General features: G+C 47.7%; 13 protein-coding genes and 1 pseudogene. 11 read left to right on the top strand and 3 right to left on the bottom strand.

Annotated elements, in window-relative coordinates:
- Positions 1 to 101: 101 nt before the first annotated feature.
- The 9 genes from J2S00_RS03370 (at position 102) to J2S00_RS03330 (ending at position 11,489) form a co-directional block, all read left to right on the top strand.
- On the top strand, positions 102 to 1,367 hold the full coding sequence (locus J2S00_RS03370; RefSeq protein ID WP_307335394.1) for a metallophosphoesterase family protein: 1,266 nt from the start codon (positions 102 to 104) through the stop codon (positions 1,365 to 1,367).
- Positions 1,364 to 3,943 carry an ATP-binding protein gene (locus J2S00_RS03365; protein WP_307335390.1) on the top strand — a complete coding sequence of 860 codons (2,580 nt, stop codon included), beginning with the start codon at positions 1,364 to 1,366 and terminating at the stop codon, positions 3,941 to 3,943. The genes J2S00_RS03370 and J2S00_RS03365 overlap by 4 nt, the downstream gene beginning before the upstream one ends.
- 32 nt (positions 3,944 to 3,975) lie before the next feature.
- A complete protein-coding gene (locus J2S00_RS03360) occupies positions 3,976 to 5,010 on the top strand; it encodes a PQQ-dependent sugar dehydrogenase (RefSeq protein ID WP_307335386.1) in 1,035 nt (344 codons plus the stop codon).
- A gap of 100 nt (positions 5,011 to 5,110) precedes the next feature.
- A complete protein-coding gene (locus tag J2S00_RS03355) occupies positions 5,111 to 6,454 on the top strand; it encodes a glucose-6-phosphate isomerase (RefSeq protein WP_307335383.1) in 1,344 nt (447 codons plus the stop codon).
- A gap of 123 nt (positions 6,455 to 6,577) precedes the next feature.
- Positions 6,578 to 7,267, top strand: a complete 690-nt coding sequence (locus J2S00_RS03350) for a metal-dependent hydrolase (RefSeq protein WP_307335380.1) — start codon at positions 6,578 to 6,580, stop codon at positions 7,265 to 7,267.
- A gap of 263 nt (positions 7,268 to 7,530) precedes the next feature.
- Complete coding sequence (locus tag J2S00_RS03345; RefSeq protein ID WP_307335378.1) at positions 7,531 to 7,812, top strand: hypothetical protein; 282 nt, start codon at positions 7,531 to 7,533, stop codon at positions 7,810 to 7,812.
- An 84-nt stretch (positions 7,813 to 7,896) separates the two neighbouring features.
- Positions 7,897 to 9,210 carry a DRTGG domain-containing protein gene (locus J2S00_RS03340; protein ID WP_307335375.1) on the top strand — a complete coding sequence of 438 codons (1,314 nt, stop codon included), beginning with the start codon at positions 7,897 to 7,899 and terminating at the stop codon, positions 9,208 to 9,210.
- A gap of 332 nt (positions 9,211 to 9,542) precedes the next feature.
- Positions 9,543 to 10,598: a sodium:calcium antiporter gene (locus J2S00_RS03335; protein ID WP_307335372.1), complete on the top strand. Its 1,056-nt coding sequence runs from the start codon at positions 9,543 to 9,545 to the stop codon at positions 10,596 to 10,598.
- A 117-nt stretch (positions 10,599 to 10,715) separates the two neighbouring features.
- Positions 10,716 to 11,489, top strand: coding sequence for an SDR family NAD(P)-dependent oxidoreductase (locus tag J2S00_RS03330; RefSeq protein WP_307335370.1), 774 nt, complete (start codon positions 10,716 to 10,718; stop codon positions 11,487 to 11,489).
- 161 nt (positions 11,490 to 11,650) lie between these two features.
- Here the strand turns inward: J2S00_RS03330 and J2S00_RS03325 are convergent, their stop codons facing one another.
- Entirely contained in the window at positions 11,651 to 11,851 is a 201-nt protein-coding gene (locus J2S00_RS03325; RefSeq protein ID WP_307335368.1) for a capping complex subunit for YIEGIA, read from the bottom strand.
- Positions 11,852 to 12,766 carry a YIEGIA domain-containing protein gene (locus J2S00_RS03320; protein ID WP_307335365.1) on the bottom strand — a complete coding sequence of 305 codons (915 nt, stop codon included), beginning with the start codon at positions 12,764 to 12,766 and terminating at the stop codon, positions 11,852 to 11,854.
- 269 nt (positions 12,767 to 13,035) lie between these two features.
- On the opposite strand from J2S00_RS03320, the pseudogene J2S00_RS03315 reads away from it, so the two are divergent.
- Together J2S00_RS03315 and J2S00_RS03310 are read left to right on the top strand one after the other, a co-directional pair.
- Positions 13,036 to 15,353, top strand: a pseudogene (locus J2S00_RS03315) (xanthine dehydrogenase family protein molybdopterin-binding subunit).
- Positions 15,350 to 16,075, top strand: coding sequence for an FAD binding domain-containing protein (locus J2S00_RS03310; protein WP_307335361.1), 726 nt, complete (start codon positions 15,350 to 15,352; stop codon positions 16,073 to 16,075). The pseudogene J2S00_RS03315 and the gene J2S00_RS03310 overlap by 4 nt, the downstream one beginning before the upstream one ends.
- Here the strand turns inward: J2S00_RS03310 and J2S00_RS03305 are convergent.
- Entirely contained in the window at positions 16,072 to 16,446 is a 375-nt protein-coding gene (locus J2S00_RS03305) for a YtpI family protein (protein ID WP_307336022.1), read from the bottom strand. The genes J2S00_RS03310 and J2S00_RS03305 overlap by 4 nt on opposite strands.
- Between the last annotated feature and the right edge of the window lie 123 nt (positions 16,447 to 16,569).

Genomic DNA, 16,569 nt, shown 5'->3' with positions numbered 1-16,569 from the left:
TTATTGGTTGAACGATTAGTTTAGTTATTGCACAAAAAGAGCCGAATATGCATCGGGAGAGGTATCTGGACAGTTCATTATTCACAACACGGGTGATAGTGATGACACTTAAATTTATCCATTCAGCTGATTTGCATCTGGGCAGTCCTTTCAAGGGGCTGTCCCATTTACCACAAGAGATTTATCTTAAGATAAAGGACTCAACCTATCTTGCATTTGACAGATTGGTCAATGTGGCAATGAGAGAAAAAGTGGACTTTATTCTTATCGCCGGAGATATTTTTGATTCTTCCAATCCGAGTGTGCAGGCTCAGCACCGTTTTAGACAGGGCTTGGAAAAACTGGCTGCTGAAAACATACGTGTCTTTGTCGTCCACGGTAATCACGATCCCCTTGACGGCCGGTATCAGGCTTTCAACTGGCCTCTCAATGTGCACGTTTTTTCAGCTGATCAGGTGGAACGAGTATCATACAACAAGGGCGGACAGCTGGTGGCCTCTATCTATGGCATCAGTTACAAAACAGCAAGAGTGACAGACAACCTGGCTCAGCACTTTGAGCGCAGGGCAGAGGAGCCGTTTGCCATCGGACTTTTACATACCAACTGTGACGGGAGAGAGGAGCATGAACCTTATGCCCCCTGCTCCAAACAGGATTTGCTCCGGGCGGGAATGGATTACTGGGCACTGGGCCATGTGCATACGCGGCAAATCATCCACGAGGATCCATACATTGTCTATCCAGGCAACCTGCAAGGCCGGCATATCAGGGAGCAAGGAAAAAAAGGGTTTTATGTAGTGGAGGTGGATGATAACAAGCGTGTACAGCTTCACTTCCATACAGCCAGCGCCGTCCGCTGGGAGGAACATGAGCTGGATCTCTCTGGAGCCCAGCACCTGGATGATGTCGTGGAACGTACGGCAGAGCTGCGTGATCATTTGCGTCACCGGGAAGACGTTGACATGTGTATGTGCCGGCTGATCGGTACAGGGATGACTCCCTTAGCCAAGGAGTTATCCGTGGCGGAAGTGAGGGAGGAATTATTGGAAGTGTGGCGGGAACAAGAGCTTATTCAGGAGAAGGTGGTATGGCCTGAGTCGTTTCAGTTTAGGGGGCAACCTTCCTATGACAGGAAGGATTGGAAGCAAAGTGAAACCATTTATGCCGATCTTTTAGAGATTGTTGATCAATATGTAGGGGATGAGTTACGTTTGCAGGCCGTGATGGAGGAACAGTTGAAAGACTTGTTTGGACACCATAAGGCCAAAAAGTACTTAGATCCCTTAAGCAGGGAGGAGAAGAAGGCATTACTAAGTGAGGCTGAACAGCTCATTTTTGCTCGTGGACGGGGAGGAACAGCTCAATGAAACTAACAGGGATCCATATTGACCACTATGGTCACTATGAGCAACTAAGTATAACCAAAGAAGCTTTCAGCCATCCTTTGACCGTCATCTATGGCCCCAACGAAACGGGCAAATCAACCCTCCATTCCTTTATCCGCTCCGTCCTGTTCGGGTTTGTGGAAAGAGGAATTGATCCTTATCAACCTTTACAGGGTGGCCATATGGGGGGGACGCTTCACTTTGTGCATGAAGGGCGGCCCGTTCGTATATCCAGGCACACCCCTCCCAAAAAAGGACAAATTGCCGTTCAAATCGATGGGCGGCAAGCATCTGAACATGAGTTGCGGGCTCTATTGGGCCACATCTCTCCGGTGTTGTTTGAAGCGATTTTTGCTTTTTCCCATCAAGATTTGGGACGGCTGGAGAATTTGCAGACCGACGAAATCAACAGCTATCTTTATTCAGCTGCGATGGGTACAAGGGGAATTGACCTTTTTCGGCTTGAACAAGAGTTAAATAAAAGACGGGACGAGTGGTTTCGCCCCCGGGCAACTAAGCCAAAAATAAACCAATTGCTGCTTTCATTGGCCCAAGAAGAGAAAGAGATTCAAACCTTGAAAAACAGAATGAAAGCTTATACCCCCTTAAGAGAAGATGTAAAGCAGATGGAAACGGACTTGGAAGGGCTACGCCAAGAACGGAAACGATTAGAGCGAGAGCAACGAGAGCTGGAGGCATTAGAAAAGGCTCAACAGGTAAAAGAGGATATGCATCACCTTGAACGGCAGATTGAGCGTATGCCTCCCTTTTGCTTTCTTCCCCATGAGGAACGTTTTCAGACGTTGCTCATGCAAAAGACAATTGTGGCAGAAAAAGTAGAAGAGGAGAGGCAGTTAAAGGCACAGCTGGCAGACAAAGCAGACCGCATCGATCAGCGAGTACGGCTACTGGGGCCGGAGTGGCGTTTGGAACGCATCATGGAACTTGACTTATCGCTAAGGGTTCAAGATCAGCTGTTGGAACAGGCCGCCAGGTTGGAAGAAATAGAGAATGAATACAGGCGAGTGGAGAGTCGCAGGGAGGAAGAAGAGCAGAAGGTGAACCGCCTGACGGCCGTCTGGCAGCAAGAAAAGGAGGCGCTGGAAGAACAGCTGCAACAGCGCTGGGAACAAAACAAAGCCCAGCATCGGTCAAGCTCACCAAGAGAATGGCTGATCGGATGCTTGATCACGTTAGCGCTACCGGTTGCGATATGGGTTGTTTTTGACTCACCGGCTGTGGCGGTGCTCACCTTGTCCGGGCTTGTAGCCATGCTTTTCCTGGGCTATCAACAGCAAAGGAAGCGGTACGCTCTCACCAAGCGTGTCGTGTCTGCAGTAGAGGATCAACTGGAACACATCTATAGGAATTCGGACCGTTATCTGAAACAAATGGGCCATGAGTTGGCCGTGGCCCAAGATCAGCTTGCTTATCTGGAAGAAAAAAAAGCTCGACTTGAGCGCCAGGCGCAACAAAGTCATCAAGAGTGGACGGCATGGCTGGTGCGGTTAGGCTGGCCCCACTCCCTCTCCGCCGAAAGAGTGCCCGATTTACTGAAAAAATTAGAAGAGATTCAACAGGAACAGAGACAAATGGAACGGATTAAAGAGCGGCTTCAGCAGATTCAGGAGGAGGTGGCCGACTGGGAAGAGAAGGTGCGGGAGTTGGCCCGAGCCGTGGATCACAGCATTGAAGACATCACCCCTGTCATGTGGTTGGACATGATAGCTGAAAAGATAGAACAAGAAAAGGAGAAAGAGCAGGCAAAGGAGAAGTTGTTAATAAACTTGGAACAATCGCAAAGGCAATATGAACAAGTGGCGTTAAGCTTAAATATCTCTGTGTCACAACTGGACGAACGGCTGCAGGCACTTTCTGAGCAGCAGATAGAAGAGCGGCTGTCTGCTACAAAAATGAAACTGGAGGCCAACCTGAAACATATTGAAGCTTTGGCAACAAAAATGGGTCAAATGCAGTCCAAACTGAGAGAGCTTGAATCTGAGGAAACATTGACCCGCAAAGTGCAAGTATTTGAGGAAAAAAAGGCGCGTTTAAACCAGATGGCCAGAGAGTGGGCCATTTTGGCCATGGCTGGGCATTTATGCCGCGAGGCTAGATACCAGTATGAACAAGAGCGACAGCCTGCGGTGCTAAAAGAAGCCAGCCGTTTTTTCAGCCAGATGACACTGGGACGATACACCCGCATCATTGCACCCCTGGGACAGCGCGAGCTGATCGCCGTGCGCCAAGATGACGAACGGCTGCCGGTTACGCACTTGAGTCAAGGGACCCAAGAACAGCTTTATCTGGCTTTACGCTTCGCCTTTATTCGGGAGTTTGGCCGTCATGTGCAATTGCCGGTGATCATGGATGATCCATTTGTCAACTGTGATGACCGGCGGCTTGAAGCCATTTTGCAAGGGGTGAAGGAACTCTGTGACACCCATCAGGTGATTTTGTTTACCTGCCATGATCACATTCTTCAGCGTGTGCAAGCATCGTTTCAAGATGCAGGAGGTGTTCTCCAATTAAAAACCGATTGTCCCTCTTACTCGTGATCAGCCTTGTACTCGTGATCAGTATTGTAACTGTGACCAGACTTTTTGGCGGATTTGATCTTCACGAAGAAAAAGAGAATGGAGCACCCTCCCTGCACTTGGAAATGGAAGAGGTGTTGACCACCGATCTCAACATTCCCTGGGCCTTGGAAACCAGGGGTGGCCGTTTTTATATAACCGAACGGCCGGGGACTATCGTTGAGATCAATCAGGGGGAAGTGAGCCGTTGGCCACTGGAAACCACTAAGGAAGTGGCCCATGAAGGGGAAGGCGGGCTGCTGGGACTGGCCCTTGCCCCTGATTTTGAAAAGAGCAGGATTGCCTATGTCTACCATACCTACAGGGAGGGGGAGGCGTTATTCAACAGGGTGATTGAAGTTCAGCAACAGAAGGCACGCTGGGTGGAGAGCCGGGTGCTTCTGGAAGGGATCCCAGGTGAGGCGATTCATAACGGGGGCCGGATGAAGATTGGCCCGGACGAGAAGTTGTATGTGACCACCGGTGATGCTGCCGTTCCTGAATGGGCTCAAGACCTCAACAATCTGGCCGGAAAAATTTTGCGCATGGAACTGGACGGCTCGGTTCCGGAAGATAATCCTTTTCCTGATTCCTATGTTTTCTCTTATGGACATCGCAACCCCCAAGGCCTGGCCTGGGACGAACGTGAGCGCTTGTACAGTTCGGAACATGGTCCGGGCGGGCATGATGAAATTAATCTAATCGAATCCGGAAATAATTATGGCTGGCCGGAAATCACAGGAGATAAGCAGCAAGAAGGCATGGTGGCTCCGCTGTTTCATTCCGGTGAGAACACCTGGGCGCCTTCCGGGCTCGCAGTTCATGAAAGAGGGTTATTCATGGCTGGGTTAAGGGGGGAACAGGTGCGTTGGTTTCAAATTGAGCATGTCCATACTGAGGTTATGTTCAGCGGAGAGGGACGCTTGCGGGATATCCTGATTGACGGCCATACCATTTATGTGCTGACCAATAATACTGATGGCCGGGGGCAGCCGCAGCCTGGGGATGACCGCCTGTTGAGGTTAAGTTTCCGAGAAGCGGTGAATTAGCGCGTTAATGGCTTATCCACCCTTTGTTGTGCATTGAACTCTATGCTGTTTTTCGCTAAAGTAAAGATAGACACTCTAATCTAAGAAGGAGTCGACCACCATGACTTTAAGCTTTGATTACAGCAAAGCCAAGCCGTTTTTAACTGAGAATACACTAGCCTGCTACCAGCCATTGGTTGAAGCCGCCCACCGTTTGCTGCATGAAAAAAACGGAGCAGGGCATGAGTTTCTGGGCTGGGTAGACTGGCCTTCCAATTATGACCGTGACGAGTTTAAACGCATCCAATTAGCAGCGAAGAAAATTCAAGCCAACTCCGATGCGTTAGTTGTGATAGGGATTGGTGGCTCTTATCTGGGTGCCAGAGCAGCCATCGAGATGCTGACTCATCACTTTTATAATCAGTTGCCCAAACAGAAGCGGCAAACACCGGAAATCTATTTTGTGGGTCACCATATCAGCTCCACTTATATGGTTGAATTGATGCAGATTCTGGAAGATAAGGATTTTTCAATCAATGTCATTTCCAAGTCTGGCACCACCACCGAGCCTGCCATTGCTTTCCGGCTGTTCCATGATCTCTTGGTGAAAAAATATGGGGAAGCAGGGGCCAAGGAGCGTGTTTTTGCCACAACTGACAAAGCCAAGGGAGCTTTGAAACAGCTGGCTACTGAAAAAGGGTATGAGACTTTTGTGGTCCCGGATGATATCGGCGGACGGTACTCTGTGTTGACAGCGGTGGGTCTGTTGCCTATTGCTGTAGCCGGCATTGATATTGAAGCCATGCTGAACGGGGCCCGGGAAGCCCAGCATCAGTACGCTGAAAGCGATCTGGAACAAAATCCTGCTTACCAATATGCTGCCATCCGCAACGATCTTTACCGCCAAGGCAAAACGATTGAGCTCCTGGTCAACTATGAGCCGGCCCTGCATTATTTTGCCGAATGGTGGAAGCAGCTGTTTGGAGAAAGTGAAGGCAAGGACGGTAAAGGCATCTACCCTGCAGCCGTCGATTTTTCTACTGATCTGCATTCCATGGGCCAATACATACAAGATGGTATGCGCCAACTATTTGAAACCGTGATCCAGGTAGAGCGGCCCCGTCACCCATTAACCATTCCAGAAGATGAGCAAAATTTGGACGGACTTAACTACCTGGCCGGGAAAACAGTGGATTTTGTGAATCAAAAAGCATTTGAAGGCACCTTGCTGGCCCATACCGATGGAGGCGTGCCCAATCTGGTCATTCGCGTGCCGGAGCTAAGCGCTTTTACATTTGGACATATGGTTTACTTCTTTGAAAAAGCATGCGGCATTAGCGGTTATTTATTGGGGGTTAACCCCTTTGACCAACCAGGGGTTGAAGCATACAAGAAAAACATGTTTGCCCTCTTAGGCAAGCCGGGATTTGAGCAGGCAAAAGCAGCCTTAGAAAAACGTTTGTAATCTGAACAGCAGATATCCTTTGGCGTGCATGTCAGCCTCGGCTAAGAGAAGCACCAATATGGGTTTGTCCTTTGGCTGAGGTTTGGACATAATTGATCACTTTATCAAGAGGAGGAGATGCACGTGAAGATCACCTTTCATGGCCACAGCTGTGTCCAGGTGGAGACCGACAACGCATCGCTTATCATTGATCCTTTCTTAAGCGGCAATCCGGTAGCCAAAATATCAGCTGATGATGTGCAAGTGGATGCTGTCTTGTTAACCCACGGACACGGAGATCATGTGGGGGATGCGGAGAGAATCGCCAAGAAGAACAAGGCCAAAATTATTGCGCCTTTCGAACTGGCCACGTATATGGGTTGGCAGGGCTGCGATGTTCATCCCATGCATATTGGTGGTGCCCACCAGTTTGATTTCGGACGGGTGAAATGGACACCGGCATTTCACGGTTCAGGATACGTGGTCGAAGAAGGGCAGCAGATCATCTATTTGGGCATGCCGGCTGGTTTGTTGCTGACCATTAATGACAAAACCATTTATCATGCTGGGGATACGGCCCTGTTCAGTGACATGAAACTGATCGGGGAACAAAAAAAGATTGACCTGGCCTTCCTGCCTATTGGAGACAACTTTACCATGGGACCGGAAGATGCCCTGCTTGCTGCCGAGTGGCTGCAAGCAAAAAAAGTGGTGCCCATGCACTACAACACATTCCCGTTGATCGAACAGGATGCCCAGGCCTTTGTCCACGCCTTAAAAGAAAAAGGCATTGACGGCGAAGTACTGAATGCCGGTGGACAGTTAACCTTGTAATCTTGGCAGTTTCCTGCCCTATCACTCAGTGATTAGCTGCAACAGAACCAGAAAGATGTGACCGGACTCTAATGTAACAAAATTGATAACTCTTTGTAACATAGCTGTAATATAAGGGGGATATAATTGGAAATGAACCTAGTTGAAAACCCCCTTATATATAGATCTTTTCTTCGGCGGCTTAGGCCGCCATTTTTTTTTCATCTTTTCTCCATATTGGCCATATAGATGTATAAACAGACTGGGACAAGGATGTGGTCGACATGGCGTTGAAGTATCGTTTGATCATTTCTTTCATCGTGGCCCTGTGGCTGCTGTGGTTTGCTGTTCCCCGCCTTCCGCTGTATGGGACAGACCTGCAATTTGGCTTCAGTGTGTTGTGGCTGGCCTTCTGTTTGCTGGTGATTGGCGCCAATCTGCATGCCCTTTTGCGATTAGGGCGGGGGGAAGCTGTGGAGCGGCACGCGCTGAACAAAGAACAACGGGAAGTGATGAAACGTCTGCAGCGGGCCCGGAAAAAACGGCGCCGAATGATGATGGGATGAAGAAAGACTGTGCTGGTCATTGCTTTTGCCAGCCAACAATCAGTATAATGAAGGTACTTAAGTGAGAAAGCGTGGTGAGGGCAGATGACCACCAAACATGAACAGATCTTGGACTATATTCGCCAATTGGAAGTGGGCAGTAAAATTTCAGTACGGGGCATCGCCAAAGAACTGCAGGTCAGTGAGGGCACTGCTTACCGGGCCATTAAAGATGCAGAGGCCCAGGGCCTTGTCTCCACCATTGGACGTGTGGGCACCATCCGCATAGAACAAAAGGAACACGAACATATTGAGAAATTAACATTTGCTGAAGTGGTCAAAGTGGTGGAAGGGACTGTCATTGGTGGACGAGCCGGGTTACATAAAACGTTGAACAAGTTTGTCATCGGCGCCATGCGTTTGGAAGATATGATGCGCTATGTGGAAGATGGCAACTTGTTGATTGTGGGCAACCGTGTAAAAGCTCACCAGTATGCCCTGGAAGCCGGTGCAGCGGTTTTGATTACCGGCGGTTTTGATACCACGGATAATGCCAAACGTTTGGCTGATGAATTGGAACTGCCCATTATCTCTACGGCATATGACACGTTTACGGTAGCCACCATGATTAATCGGGCCATCTACGACCGGTTGATCAAAAAAGAGATTATGCTGGTGGAGGATATATTGATTCCCATTGAACAAACCCATTCTTTGCGCCCAGACCAACAGCTGAGTGATTGGCATGAATTAAGCCGCCAAACCGGTCACAGCCGCTTTCCCGTCATCAAGGAAAACGGTAAAATCTGTGGTGTGGTAACCGCCAAAGATATTATCGGACGGGAAGCTACGTTAACGATTGGCCAAGTGATGACCCATCATCCGATAACTGCCTCCCCCAAAATGTCTGTGGCCTCAGCCGCACACGTGATGATTTGGGAAGGGATTGAACTGTTGCCGGTTGTTGATGAAAACACTCATTTGCTGGGCATTATCAGCCGGCAGGATGTCCTTAAGGCGATGCAGTATATCCAGAAGCAGCCGCAAGTGGGAGAAACATTTGACGACCTGATTACCACCCCCTTAGAAGAAGTTGAAGAAGGAGACCGCTATTACGTACAGGTTGAAATCACTCCCCAAATGACCAATCATCTGGGTATGATCTCGACCGGTGTGTTAACTACCTTGATGGTTAACGCCGGTGACCGTTTGTTGCGCCGTTACCAAAAAGGGGATTTGGTGGCGGATACCCTCAACCTGTATTTTCTGAAGCCGGTGCAGATTGAACAAAAGATCCGGATTTACCCCAGGCTGTTTGAAATGGGCCGCAAATTCGGCAAAGTTGAAATTGATGTCCTCCATGAAGGAAAGCTGGTGGCTAAAGGAATGATGAATGCCCAACTGATTGACCGGAAGTGAATGGGCTTTAATTGAGGACTTTTCTCCCTGGCTCGGCAGGAGCAGTAACCAATAGTTTCTCTTGCCGGGCCAATACTCGCTTGACAAATATTTGTATTGACAAATCGTAGAGTAGAAGATAGAATAAGTCACAAAATAGAATAAAGGAAAAGCCTAAAAAGGGGAGTAGCGACCGCAGGGTTAATGAATCGTCATCCCAGTGAGCAATCACTCGGTTCATTAAGCTTTGTGCCAGCACAAAGTACGCGAGACCTTTTTATAAGAGTTTTTGTGTCTCAAAAACTCTTATAAAAAGGTCTTTTCCTTTTGTTCAAAAAAGGAGGAGCATGTGCATGAGTTTTATATGGTTTATTGTGGCAGTGTTTGTAACTGTTTATGTAGCCATGAAACTATCTAGATATGCGGATGTATTAAGTGAAAAAACAGTGCTGGGCGGATTATTAATCGGTACCGTGTTTTTGGCCGGAGCCACGTCTTTACCCGAGGTCACGACCAGCGTTTCTGCTGTGCTGATCAACAGTCCTGATATTGCCGTGGGTAATGTTTTGGGCAGCAATTTGTTTAATCTCTTAATTTTGGCCAGTTTGGATCTCTTTTTCCGTAAAGAAAGGGCCTTGTCTAGAGCGCGAGCGGAGCACCGCTATACTGTCTCCCTGGGGCTTTTCTTGTCCATGCTGGTGGTCCTGGCCATGGGGCTGGATCTGCCATATACCCTGCTGGGCGTGGGATTGGATTCATTGCTATTGTGCATGGTATATGTGGGCGGGATGCTCTTGATTGCCCGCTGCAACAGTGCGAAGCAACCGGATCTTTCCCCCGCTGAAGGAGCGCTGCCAGAAGTGGCAGCTGCGCAGGATATGGAGTCCGGTTTAACACAGGGGAAGATAACCACAGGGCACAATTCGGGTAACAGTATCTCTGTGCGCCGGGCCTGGGTTGGCTTTGGTCTGTCCGCTATGCTGATCCTGGTGTTCGGTTCGCTGCTGACCATCACCGGGGACAAGATTGCGGTCATCACCGGGCTGGGGGCCAGCTTTGTAGGCAGTTTTCTGATCGCAGCTTCAACCTCTTTACCGGAAGCAATTACCGCTTATGCCGCGTTCCGGCTGAAGAATTATAATTTGGCTATTGGTTCTATCCTGGGCAGCAATCTGTTTAACATACTCATTCTGGTCGGCACAGATGTGATTTATCGGCCCGGTCCGCTCTTGGCCGGTGTGGACCCGGTTCATCAGCTGACTGCAGTTTTTGCTGGTGTGTTAAGTGTGATTGTGCTCTACTCTTTAATGAGAAAAAAAGAAACCAGTACGATCCGTTATGTGATCCCCTCCAGCCTGATCATTATGGTTTATTTCATTACAAGTTATTTAATTTTTACCGGGCTGTAGAGAGAAGGAAAGCTATCCCTTGCAATCAGGTCAGCAGAACATGTATGATTCATTAGTGATGGGGCATAAGTGATGGGAATGAGCGGAGAAGCTTGAGAGGAATGAGGGGGATAAGTGATGGGACGCTTTCATGACCAAGTTGTGATTGTGACTGGTGGAGGCCAGGGGATTGGACGGGCTTTATGCTGCCGTTTTGCGGAAGAAGAGGCGAAGGTGGTCATTGCGGATATCGACCGTGAGGCCGGCTTTGAAACGCTGGATGCCATCCAAAAGAGCGGGAAAGAAGCGCACTTTATCCGTACTGATGTAGCCGATGAAGACGATGTCGAGCGGCTGGTCAAGGAAGCGATGGAGCAGTATGGCAAGGTGGATATCCTGATCAATAATGCCGGGATCGGCCATTTTGAATCCCTGTTTGACATTGATGTGAAGCATTTTGACCGTGTCATCGCCGTTAACTTGCGGGGAACATTCTTATGTTCAAAATATGTTGCTCAAGTGATGAAAGAGCAGGGCAGAGGTGTCATTATTAACATCGCCTCTACCCGGGCTCTCATGTCTGAGGCAGACAGTGAAAGTTATGCCGCTTCCAAAGGCGGCATCCTCGCTTTAACCCACGCCATGGCCGTCAGCCTGGGTCCGGTTGGCATCCGGGTTAATGCCATCAGTCCGGGCTGGATCGAAACGGGCCAGTGGAAAAAAGCAGGTGAGCGCTACACACCGGAGCACAGTGAACAGGACAAGCTGCAGCATCCCGTGGGGCGGGTGGGAGAGCCCGAAGATATTGTCAGCGCCGCTTTTTACTTGGCTTCAGATGATGCCGGTTTTATGACTGGACAAAACCTCGTCATTGACGGCGGCATGACGGTGAAAATGATTTATGAAGAATAGAAGAATAGTGCAACAGTATCTCCTCCAATGGTTAGTTGGGGGAGTTTTTGTTTATTTATTTATAAGTATAAAAAAGGCAGAGAATGTGCAACATGTAAGATGATAACGATTCGGGGCTTATCGTGAACATTGGTGACGGTATGCGTGACCAATGAACAGGCTTATTTTTTGATAATCACACAATCTCCTGTTATAAGCTGCAGGACATCTGCCATAAAAGCTCTGGCTAAAGCATTGGTTAGTATGGTTAATTCTTCCTCATCTTTAGCCAACAAAGCTAACGGATCCCCGCCTAAATACCTGTTTTTATCGGTTGTTACAAAGGCTATAATCCCTTTGACCTCAGCCGCTTCTTTTTCCATTTATTGTTTCCCTCCTGTCATTTGAGTCTCCATTAATTGAGGTGCTTTTTTGACACTTTCCAGCAAGGGCGTGTTTAAAATCGATTCTTTTAATAATTCAAAATTATGCTCGATGGGTACTAACGCCATCACTATCCGGTCATCCTTGAAATTTTGAAAACTAATACTGTATCTCCTTAATCCTACGGCCCGTGTCGCCTCGTTTAACATGGCTTGTCGCTGACCCTGGTGCTCAAGGGTAAGGCTGTAATGGGGATGCTTGGGATAGATGACAGCGGCCAAACCGCTTTTTTGGATCAGGTTCTTTACCCGCTCTGAACCTACTAAATTTGAAACAAAGATATCATCCACGTATAGTTCAGAGCCTTTGATTTCAATTTTGCCCCTTTTGACGATGGCAATATCTTTTACTTTCTTTCCTTTGGTAAAATGTTTGAGTATCACGAATAAGATAAGTCCTGCCAATGTGCCTGCGGCAACTTCAATCCATGTCTCTTGGTCTAAAAGCTGCATGGTCAAAGCCGTCACAAAAGAGACAAGCAAAGCAAAGTAATTGCGAGATTCAAATGTTTTGGCAATGCCATCGATGTAGGCATCTCCCCGGGGGGTATATTCGGTGCCTTCCAAGTCCTGCAGGCTCTCTTTTTCTGTTTTGCGCACCTCACGAAACTGTTGAATCGCAAGGGTAAGAAACGTAACAGCTATAAAATTTTTGGTCATTAAAGCAGGAATGACAAAGGCACCTAAAGTAGCGGCCACGGCTGCTGTCACAAAATGAATTAAAAACCCGTTAGGATAGCTGGGATATTGCCGGTAATCTTGTTTCATTGTTAAAACGCGCGCTAATGTACCCGTAATCACTGCAGTAATAATCATAACTAAATATTCAGGGGAAATCATACCGTTATTTTCCATCTCAATCTAAAAACCTCCTATTTTATGGCAGAACTCTTCATCAGGCTCAGGGGAAATAGCGAAGTAATTGGTATTTACTGCGCGTATCAAGTAATCCAATAACCATGATGCCCATCTGACTTGACTGTTAAACTTCCCTCTGGGGGCGTTTAGACATGTTGGAATGGGAAATACTTGTTATTGGAGCTTAAACGAAGGCACCACTCTATCATAATTTACATCATAAATAATGAAATTTTACTGACATTCTGTAAGGGGAGTTATTTGATATGATTGGAAAAAGTGTCTATAGAAAAGAATCCCTTGACAAAGTAACAGGAACAGCAAAATACACCGACGATTTGCCCTCTCTAGGAATGCTTCACGCCAAACTGGTTACCAGCCCGCATGCGCATGCCAAAATAAAGGCCATTGATACCACTGAGGCATGGCAAGTTCCGGGTGTTAGAGCGATACTGACCGGTCAACCCTTTCTGCTGACCGGTGAAGAAATTCGTGACCGCCCGCCAATCGCTTTTGACAAAGTACGCTATCACGGTGAACCGGTGGCCGTTGTGGTTGCGGACAACCCTGTTCTGGCCAAAAGGGCTGCAGATTTGGTAAAGGTAACGTATGAGCCGTTGCCGGTTGTCAATTCACCGACAGAAGCCATTCGCCCTGATGCCCCATTGGTGCATGAGAATTTGGCCACATATCAAAAAATAGAACATGTTTATCCGGAGCCAAATACAAACATTGCCGACCGCACCAAGATTAGTAAGGGGAACATGCAAACAGGCTGGGCCGAAAGCGATGTGACCGTACAAGCCGATTTCTCCTTCTCCCCATCTGATCACGCAGCAATGGAAACAAGATGCGTGACCGCGGAAATAAGACCCGATGGGACGGTTATCATTACTTCTTCTTCCCAGTCCCCTTTTATGATCAAAAAGTTACTAGAAGCGGATTTTGGTGTTGAAGCCGAAAAAATCATCGTCAATACCCCTTTAGTCGGAGGCGGATATGGGGGTAAGGTCCCTGTCCAATTGGAATTTATCGCTTATATGGCCTCCCAGGCTGTTGGAGGAAGACCCGTCAAGCTTTGGAACACAAGAGAAGAAGATATGATCACCTCACCAGTACATATTGGACTTCAGGCGACTATCAAGCTTGGTTGTACAAAAGAGGGAAAATTAACCGCAGCAGAAATGGTTTATTTGTTTGATACCGGGGCTTATTCGGATAAGGGTGCAACCATCAGCCGGGCCGCTGCCGTCACTTGTACCGGACCTTATCATATTGAAAATATATGGTGTGACTCCTTATGTGTGTATACCAATCATCCCTATGCCACTGCTTTCAGGGGTTTTAGCCATTCTGAGATTTTATTTGCTTTCGAAAGAACGATGGATATGCTGGCCGAAAAGGTGGGGATGGATCCGCTGGAACTGCGAAACAGGAATGCGATTCGTCCCGGACACAGCACTCCTACTCAAACTGCTCTCCATGCCAGTAAGGTGGGAGATTTACCGACATGTATCCAAAGATTGAAAGAACTCATGAACTGGAACGAGGGACAACGTATCGAAATCAGTGATCGTAAAGTTCGTGCCAAAGGCATCAGTTGTATATGGAAAACGTCAACCATTGATACGAATGCCGGTTCCGGGGTTACTTTGACTTTTAACCCAGACGGCAGTATTAACCTTATTTCAGGAATTGTGGAGATCGGAACGGGAACGAAAACCGTGCTGGCCCAAATCTTGGCGGAAAAAATGAAAATGGATGTGAATCAGATCCATGTCCAGATGGAAGTGAATACCAGACAACACCGGAACATTGGAAAACGGTTGCCAGCCGAGGCACCTTTCTGGCTGGACGAGCCGTGTTAAAAGCGGCTGATGATGCCATCCGGCAACTAAAAGATATCGCCTCACGTGTGTTCATCTGTTCACCTGATGATTTAGAGGTGGGGTATGGAAAGGTCTTTCTAAAAGATGATCCGGCCACGTTTTTGCAAATCAAAGATATTGCCTATGGATTTAAATATCCGAACGGGTATGGGCTTGGCGGGCAAATTGTGGCACACGGCCATTACAGTCTAAGGCATTTGACCCATATCGATCATGAGACAGGGATGGGAAACCCTGGACCGGAATGGACGGTCAGTGCCCAAGGGGTAGAGATCGAATTTGATACAAGAGACTATACGTACAACATTATTAAAGCTTATGCTGTTATTGACATCGGCAAAGTACTCAACAATAAAGCGGCACGGGGGCAGGTGATGGGGGCGATGGCCATGGGAATCAGTTTTGCGGCCAAAGAAACGTTTGTATTTGATACAGAAGGAAGGGTTCTAAACCCGCGGCTGCGTACCTATAAAACACTCCATTATGGTGAACACCCGGAATATGTCATTGACTTTATTGAGACTCCTCATGTTGACGCCCCCTATGGTGCGCGCGGTGTTGGCGAGCACGGTTTAATCGGCATGCCTGCCGCACTGGCCAACAGCTTGTCGGTAGCAGCCGGGGTGCCTGTGAACCATCTTCCGCTTACGCCCGAGACCATCTGGAAAGCCAAAAAGGGGAGTGGTTCAGCTTGATCGCTTATGACTTTGAGTATTACAGACCGGGATCAATAGAGGAAGCGACTCACTTATTTCACTCATTAGATAAGCAGGGAAAGAACCCGGTTTATTATTCAGGTCGAACGGAAATCATCACACTTGGAAGAGTGAACCGGGTGGTTACGGGAGCAGTGATAGACATTAAAGGGATTCCAAAATGTCAGGTGTTACAGATGGAACAAAACCAGCTGGTGATGGGAGCGGCACTCCCTTTGACAAAGCTGATTGAGAGTCAACTTTTTCCCTTGTTAAGTCAAACGGCCGGGGAAATTGCCGATCGTACGGCTCGCAACAAGATTACGCTGGGCGGAAATGTTTGCGGCAATATTTATTACCGGGAAGCTATATTACCCCTTTTACTAACAGATAGCCAGGTGGGGATTGCAGGTGAACAAGGGATCAAGTATGTCCCTATTCACCAAATTTTTGACGAAAATATCCAGTTAACAAAAGGAGAGCTTCTCGTTCAAGTGATCACAGACCAACGTTATCTTTACTTGCCGTTTGTCAGTGTGAAAAAAAGAAAACAATGGAACATTGGTTACCCTCTGCTCACGGTAGCAGCTCTAAAACAAGAAGATCACATCAGAGTGGCCATGAGTGGCGTTTGTCCATTTCCTTTTCGGGATCAAAGAATTTGGAATAAAAAGCCTGTCTTCAAATTGTATGGAGACGGGCTTTTGTGCAGCAGAGTTTAAACGTTTTTAGCAGCCCCATTGTACACTTTGGTGGCGTAAGTACGGTAATGGCGAATGCCCATGATCAAGTTAAATAAACCTAGGGCCAAAAAGGCGGCGCCGACACCGATACGCCAACCAGTGGGCTCAGGAAACATAAACTGTATAACCGCCATGGCTGTCAACAGTGTCCCCATGGCTATATTTGTTTTGGCGTTATAGTATTTCATCATGTTAAACGCTTCCTGCTCCTTCTTTTTGGTTTTCACTTTTGATTTTTTAAATGCTGCGATTTCGTAGTATTGCTTACGGAAGGAGCGGGTTTTGAAGCTGTAGTAGACAGAAAAGCTGGCAGCAATCACAACTGTAAACATGAGCAGCATATCAATCATGTAGATCACCTCTTGGCCATTTCTTTATTTCGTGTGGACATCTCCTACTATTGTAGCTTGTTATACACATTAATGCTACCTTCTTAATGCGTCCTTCCTGTATACTAGAGATAGTTTTGTTCA

The sequence above is a fragment of the Caldalkalibacillus uzonensis genome, from assembly GCF_030814135.1.
GTDB classification, from domain to species: Bacteria; Bacillota; Bacilli; order Caldalkalibacillales; family Caldalkalibacillaceae; genus Caldalkalibacillus; species Caldalkalibacillus uzonensis.
This window is presented reverse-complemented; position numbering and strand designations above follow the sequence as displayed.

Excerpts from the sequence above, each read along its gene's own strand:
- J2S00_RS03305 (WP_307336022.1), bottom strand. The coding sequence starts at position 16,446 with ATGATTGATATGCTGCTCATGTTTACAGTTGTGATTGCTGCCAGCTTT.
- J2S00_RS03340 (WP_307335375.1), top strand. The coding sequence starts at position 7,897 with ATGACCACCAAACATGAACAGATCTTGGACTATATTCGCCAATTGGAA.
- J2S00_RS03335 (WP_307335372.1), top strand. The coding sequence starts at position 9,543 with ATGAGTTTTATATGGTTTATTGTGGCAGTGTTTGTAACTGTTTATGTA.
- J2S00_RS03345 (WP_307335378.1), top strand. The coding sequence starts at position 7,531 with ATGGCGTTGAAGTATCGTTTGATCATTTCTTTCATCGTGGCCCTGTGG.
- J2S00_RS03325 (WP_307335368.1), bottom strand. The coding sequence starts at position 11,851 with ATGGAAAAAGAAGCGGCTGAGGTCAAAGGGATTATAGCCTTTGTAACA.
- J2S00_RS03355 (WP_307335383.1), top strand. The coding sequence starts at position 5,111 with ATGACTTTAAGCTTTGATTACAGCAAAGCCAAGCCGTTTTTAACTGAG.
- J2S00_RS03320 (WP_307335365.1), bottom strand. The coding sequence starts at position 12,766 with ATGGAAAATAACGGTATGATTTCCCCTGAATATTTAGTTATGATTATT.
- J2S00_RS03370 (WP_307335394.1), top strand. The coding sequence starts at position 102 with ATGACACTTAAATTTATCCATTCAGCTGATTTGCATCTGGGCAGTCCT.
- J2S00_RS03365 (WP_307335390.1), top strand. The coding sequence starts at position 1,364 with ATGAAACTAACAGGGATCCATATTGACCACTATGGTCACTATGAGCAA.
- J2S00_RS03330 (WP_307335370.1), top strand. The coding sequence starts at position 10,716 with ATGGGACGCTTTCATGACCAAGTTGTGATTGTGACTGGTGGAGGCCAG.